Below are 6000 nucleotides of genomic sequence, written 5' to 3' on the forward strand. Positions count from 1 at the left end.
GGGAGCAAATTTGAGCCGGGAATATCCCACTAGGGTCAGAACAGCTGGTTCAGGGGAACGTCCGCTTCCGCGCCGCCAGATCGATCCCGGAAGGTCTCGAAAGGGTCAGTTCACGTCGATGCATGGGGGGCCTGAATGTCCGCTTCTCACATTCCAGGCCTCGAAGCCGCAAGTCCGCTTCCGTGAAGAGTTTCGGGCGCCGGCAGGCGTACGAAAGTCCCCGAGGAAGGAACCCGCGGGCCACGGGCGGTGGGCTATGGGGATTTCGATTTGCGACTGATGTCGGCGATGGTGCGACCGCCGCCGGGAAGCGGGGGGATAGATGTGGACAGGCCGCTTCGTTGCGCCTCCGTGCGGTGTTGTCGGCCCGGCGCGCGGCTGGGCGCGGCTCTGTCGGCCTCGATGAACACGATGGGCACATGTGGATCCGTTGCCGGGGGTTGAGGGCCTGCGGTTGAACTCTTGACCTTTCCGTGCCGGGTCATGAACAGTTCTCCGGGTTAGTCGTGGTCTGGTTCGGCGGTCCGCGGGGCTGCCTCCAGCGTTGGAACACCTCGATGACGATCATGCGTCCGCCACAGCAGGGGCATGGCGGCCGGAAGTCCTCCGGTTCGCCTGGTGTCTCGTCATTGGGGCGCGGCGACGGCCAGCAGTTCGCGGGCGAGCGCGAGGCTAGCCTTGCGGGCGGAGCCGGCGAGCAGGCCGTAATGCCGGATGCGATGGAAGCCACGCGGCAGGACATGGAGCAGGAAGCGACGGATGAACTCGTCGGTTGCGAGCGTCGTGACCTGCTGGCGATCGGCGCCGTTGAGCCGGTAGTCCTTGTAGCGGAAGGTGACGCGGCTCTCGTCGAAGGCGATCAGGCGGCTGTTCGAGATTGCGACCCGGTGGGTGTAGCGCGACAGATAGGCGAGCACCGCTTCCGGTCCGGCGAAGGGCGCCTTCGCATAAACCAACCCAGCGCTTCTTCCGGACGGCAGCAAGGTGCCGCAGGAATGCCCGCCGCTCGGTCAGGAGCGCCATCGACCCGAAGAAGCTGAGCCGGCCCGCCTCGTGCAGCGCGATCAGCCGGGTGAGGAACAGGCGACGGAACAGCTTGCCGAGTACGCGTACCGGGAGCAGGAAGGCCGGCCGCGACGAAACCCAGCGCTTCCCGTCGAGCGCCATGCCGCCGCCCGGCACGATCATGTGGACATGCGGATGGTGGGTCATTGCCGAGCCCCATGTGTGGAGCACGGCGGTGATGCCGATGCGCGCGCCGAGATGCTTCGGATCGGCGGCGATGGTCACCATCGTCTCCGATGCCGCCTTGAACAGCAGGTCATAGACCAGCGCCTCGTTGTGGAAGGCGGTGTCGGCGATCTCGGCCGGCAGCGTGAACACGACATGGAAGTAGCCGACCGGCAGCAGGTCGGCCTCGCGCTCAGCCAGCCATGTCCGCGCCGCCGCGCCGTGGCACTTCGGGCAGTGCCGGTTGCGGCAGGAGTTATAGGCGATCCGCCATTGGCCGCAGTCCTCGCAGGCCTCGACGTGACCGCCGAGCGCTGCGGTGCGGCAATGCTCGATCGCCGACATGACTTTGAGCTGGCCGAGGCTGAGGTGCCTTGCATGTACGGCCCGGTAAGCGGGGCCGACAGCGCGGAAGATGTCGGCGACCTCGACCGAGGCGCGCACTGCTCAGCCGTCGGGCGAGATCTCTGCCTCCTTGAACAGCCCGAGCTTGTCGAGCGGACTCGTGACGGTTCCAGACGCACAGATTGAGCAGATCGCCGAATATTTGTTTGCCTGCCAATGTGGTCTCCGCAATATCACGCCAGTCCATGCATACGAAGGCGATCGCGCCCGGCTTGCACGAACCCGCAATCAGTGAGAACGACTGCTCCAGGAATTTTGCGAACTCGTCGTCAGACATTTCGCCGGATGCCATGGTAAATTCCCGGTGGTTCGTCTTGCCAAGACCACTGACGTGTCCGCCGATCGGAACATTGTAGGGTGGGTCGGTAAAACAGACGGACGCTTTCTCGCCCTGCATCAACGTCTCGAAATCCTCTGCCGAAAGCGCGTTGCCGCAAAGCAATCGATGATCGCCAAGGAGAAACATGTCGCCAGGCCGCGCTACAGCTGGTCCCGACGATTTCTCTGGAAGAGCGGGCTCGTCATCCACCTCATCGTCCCGATTGTCCGGCGAGAACTCGCCGATGATCACATCGACCTCAGGGATGTCGAAGCCAGTGAGCGCCACGTCGAAATCGAGGTCAACCAGCGCCTGCAGTTCAATGGCAAGGATCTGCTTGTCCCAACCGGCTTTCTCGGCGAGGCGGTTGTCGGCAACGATATAGGCGCGTTTTTCGGCAGCGCTGAGATGGGTGATGGAAAGGGTCGGCACCTCCTTCCATCCTATCAGACGAGCTGCGGCAAGACGGCCATGACCCGCTAGGACGTTGTTGTTTTCATCGACCAGAACGGGGTTGGTGAAGCCGAATTTCTTGATGCTATTGGCTATCTGGTTGATCTGCTTTTTTGAGTGGGTCCTTGCGTTGTTGGCGTAGGAGATGAGTGCGTCGATCGAAACGGTGTTGATTTTGCCGGCCATGAGATCCTCTGAATGTCCATGCGCCTTGCAGCTGGCAACGCGCTTGTCCAAGAGAACTCGCAGGATCAGCGATTCGAAAAAACCACCGAAAACGGCTATACCCGAAATTCACAGGGTGGTGAATCAGTGAGGTTGGAGGTGGGATTCACAAATCACCGATTTTGTGCAAGTATGGGGCGGCAAAAAAATTTGTCGGTGTCTTTGAGGCAGTTAGAAAATACGGCGGTTCTTTTTGTTCTGACCAATCGGAATTATCTTCCGGGCGGTTTCCACTGCTAGCACAGCAGGAAGCTCAAAGAGTTCATCGATCAAGAAAAGTCGGAAATCGAGCCCCCCAAGGGCAAAAGCGCATTGCCTAGATCGCGTTCTGGGTGAGGCGCGAAGCCAACGATCTGGCTTCATGCGGCGTCAGCCGGCTAAGTGCCAGACGTAGCGATTCACAGAGCGCGTCCAGATTCGGATCGCCGCCTTCGGAGCCTGTGTGGCGGTGTGCTCGATGCTGGAAGAAAAGGCAGAGCCAAAGATCCAGCGCACTGCCTTCCCATTTGCCAGTCTTGCGGGCCTGCGCCGACATGGTGAGGGCAAGGTCGGCAAGGGGGTTCATTCCTCCGGTGGCCTCATACCCGTTCAGAAAATGGGCAAAGCGGCCCGACTGATCCCAGTCGAATGGCGTGGGCATCGCCGAGAAGTCGCCCTTCAGGGCCTGCCGTTCCCATTTGAGAAGCCTTTTCATTCGGCGGCCTCCTTCAGCACACTGAGCCGCGGCCGGACCAAGGAGACAAATCGATTTGCCCTGTCGCAGAGCCAGTCGAGTTGCTGTTCGTCGCCCGCAAATTCCGATCGTGACCTGAACAGTCCAAGCTCGGCATAAAATGGTGCGATGGATTTAAACCTGACAGTCAGGTCAAGCCCGCTTTCGGCACGCATGCCTGCAATGTCGCTGTTGAACTCGTCAAAAAGGATTTGCCCGTCCTCATCTTTGAACGCCAGGAACAGCCCGACCTCAGCCTTGATGCCGGTGGAGCGAAAGCCAGTTATCCACCCGAGCGGCTTGGGTAGCGGAATCCTGACCCAATTGTCGCCGCCGTGGCGCGCAGGCAACTGGTCGGCATGTTGAACACACGATTGACGCTACGCCGACTGCCGCGTTCCGGATCGACAACGCTTTCCATAGCTTCGTCGAGGAGGGGGTTGGCACCTTCTGGAGCTGCCAGTTGGAGTGGCATGCCACCGCCGTCGACGAAAACCCTCTGCTGGAGAACTTCGGTGCGTAGCTGGCACGGAAGGCAGTACAACCAGGTTTCCGGAGGCCGCCTGCCAAAGCTGGATCTCAAGCAATGTCAGCTGCGCCAGGCCGGCGCCTTGCGAATTTAAATGCTCGGCAATCGCGTGCGTATCCGAGCGGATGCCATCTCCGGCGATAATGAGCTGAAAGTCACCGAGCTTCAGTGACCTCGTTACGGCATCGACGAAAGCGGCCTCTTCAAGCTCAGGCCACTTTGCCTTCGCCAGGTCGAAGATCGGATTTTGTTCTGCAACGGCCAACTTGCGTTTCAGCCTCGCGGTCAGATCGCCAAAGCTCCAGCGGCGCAGTAGGGCGGCATATTCGACGATTTGTGCCATACCTCGCGGCGTGCCTGCGGATTGCGCCAAAGCTTGCATTCAATAATGACCAGTCGGCCGGTCCTTACCACGCCCAGAATATCCGCGAACACTGTCCCGGCTGCACGAGGAATGGCGAGTTCCCGGCACACGGGGACGACATCGCCCCCACCGCCATCAAGGCGATTGGCCACGATCAAGGCGGGATACCGAAACAGCAAGTCTTGCAGCCAATGCTCGTCATAAGCATGCTGCGACAGAGCATTCGACCCCGGCGTTTGGCCTGAGGCAAGCATTGCGTTTCGCATTAGAGATCGGCGGGCCAATGGTTCGGTAACTGTCGAATTGAAGTCAGAAAATAATAAGGCACTCATTTCAAGATCTCCATCGAAACATGTCGTCATGAAGGTGGAAGTCATCATTGAAGCATTCCGAAATATCGTTTCGAAAAATCCCGACAAGTTCATAACAATTTGTAGATGGACCTGCGCTCGTTGTGTTGGAACAGTCAGCTCGAATTGTCGGTGTCAATTTCTTCCGGCGAGCGAATTGGCTGTTAAGAGCTGTTTCAAAAGTCGCTCCGGCGAGTCATGTGGTAGTGGTTTCGAGAGCCGGAGCGCAGCGGACATTTGGGTCCGTTAGCACCGGAAGCGCAGAAAACGCCATCAGTTGGTCGTCGGAGCAGAATTTACAAACAGGCTCTTAGCCAAGCACACTGCGTCCAAGGAGCCGCGCGCCGAGCAATTGCCGCCGGAGACCTTTGCCGCGTTCAAGGCCGCCTTTGCCAAGGGCCGCTACTTCAACGAGCACATCCGCAATCACTTCCGCTGCCGTCTGGTTGGACCGGCGGTCGACTGAGCAGCATCAGCGGACGATCTCCTTTTGGCAGGGATGCGGCTCGATCGTCGTGGCCGTCCGGCTAGCCCTTTGCGAGCCAAGGTCGGACATCGGAACGAAAGGCGGATTCGCGAATTCTACTGCTAGATAATCGGAATCGTCGCCCATGAGGCTCGCGACTCTCCACCTTGAAACTGCGAGATACGGCGACATATATCGCGCCGCAAGGCTTGTGCGGCTGAGGCAACAAATGATTCGGCACATCAAGCGCACTGACGCCTCGGCTCAAAAAGTCGAGCAAGCGCTGGCTAGTCTGGCCGAAGCAAACACACCCATGGACCGGCTTGCGCGGCATCAGTAGGGCCGCGCCTATGTGCGCTCACGCCCGACGACGTAAGGAAGGCCTTCGAGGCTGCTGCCGAGGAGGAGGGGTTCCTCCAACTCGGGCTCACTCGCGTGCGCGCTGTTGAAACACCGGATATGTCGCACACTTTCAATTCACAGGCTGCAGCGGTTGATGCTCGGGCTTCGCATGATGAAGCACCTGGCCGAGATCGCGCATATCGAAATCCTGTCCGCATATGGGGCAATGCTCGTAATGCTCCGCCGCAGGCTTGATCGGCTGATCGTGGTCCTTGCCTCGAAAATCCCGTGCCTTCGTTGCTGGTCCGGTACCTCATTCCGCTCCCGCAATGCCCTCGCGGCTCTATGAGGGCTGACCCGATCGTTGCCCTTGGCCTTGATGAGCTCGCGGACCTGCTCGATTGTCACACCCATTCTCGCGAGCGAAATATTCCACGTCGTAATCGTCGTCGGCGGACACGCGATTGCGATCGCGCAAGTCTCGCTTGCTCTTGCCGTCGGCCATGTCGCTCTCCTGGTCAGATCAACCGCGACGTCGAGGTTCATCTTTGTTGGATGTCGGCGAGACGGCATTTACCTCAAGCGGTTCGATCACCAGGGACAGG

General features: G+C 59.7%; 6 protein-coding genes and 2 pseudogenes. 2 read left to right on the forward strand and 6 right to left on the reverse strand.

Going from position 1 to position 6000, the window contains the following annotated elements:
* Window positions 1-481 precede the first annotated feature (481 nt).
* Window positions 482-1674 (reverse strand): annotated as a pseudogene (locus AC0L2Z_RS23350) (IS91 family transposase).
* A 685-nt stretch (window positions 1675-2359) separates the two neighbouring features.
* A pseudogene (locus tag AC0L2Z_RS23355) lies at window positions 2360-2593 on the reverse strand (ParB/Srx family N-terminal domain-containing protein); the annotation flags it as partial.
* A 12-nt stretch (window positions 2594-2605) separates the two neighbouring features.
* On the opposite strand from AC0L2Z_RS23355, the gene AC0L2Z_RS23360 reads away from it, so the two are divergent.
* Window positions 2606-2872: a hypothetical protein gene (locus tag AC0L2Z_RS23360; protein WP_473629433.1), complete on the forward strand. Its 267-nt coding sequence runs from the start codon at window positions 2606-2608 to the stop codon at window positions 2870-2872.
* Between the two features lie 76 nt (window positions 2873-2948).
* Here the strand turns inward: AC0L2Z_RS23360 and AC0L2Z_RS23365 are convergent, their stop codons facing one another.
* Genes AC0L2Z_RS23365 through AC0L2Z_RS23380 form a run of 4 tightly spaced genes read right to left on the reverse strand, consistent with a single transcriptional unit; the run spans window position 2949 to window position 4617 of the window.
* Entirely contained in the window at window positions 2949-3326 is a 378-nt protein-coding gene (locus tag AC0L2Z_RS23365) for a hypothetical protein (RefSeq protein ID WP_473629434.1), read from the reverse strand.
* Entirely contained in the window at window positions 3323-3694 is a 372-nt protein-coding gene (locus tag AC0L2Z_RS23370) for a hypothetical protein (protein ID WP_473629435.1), read from the reverse strand. Before AC0L2Z_RS23370 ends, AC0L2Z_RS23365 begins: the two co-directional genes overlap by 4 nt.
* Before the next feature lie 30 nt (window positions 3695-3724).
* The gene (locus AC0L2Z_RS23375; protein ID WP_473629436.1) at window positions 3725-4216 is read right to left on the reverse strand and encodes a hypothetical protein; all 492 of its coding nucleotides are present in this window, start codon (window positions 4214-4216) and stop codon (window positions 3725-3727) included.
* Window positions 4159-4617, reverse strand: a complete 459-nt coding sequence (locus tag AC0L2Z_RS23380) for a hypothetical protein (protein WP_473629437.1) — start codon at window positions 4615-4617, stop codon at window positions 4159-4161. The genes AC0L2Z_RS23375 and AC0L2Z_RS23380 overlap by 58 nt, the downstream gene beginning before the upstream one ends.
* A gap of 247 nt (window positions 4618-4864) precedes the next feature.
* Between AC0L2Z_RS23380 and AC0L2Z_RS23385 the strand changes: the two genes are divergently transcribed.
* Window positions 4865-5053 carry a KTSC domain-containing protein gene (locus AC0L2Z_RS23385; protein WP_473629438.1) on the forward strand — a complete coding sequence of 63 codons (189 nt, stop codon included), beginning with the start codon at window positions 4865-4867 and terminating at the stop codon, window positions 5051-5053.
* Window positions 5054-6000: the final 947 nt, after the last annotated feature.

Source organism: Mesorhizobium sp. WSM4850 (assembly GCF_055811735.1).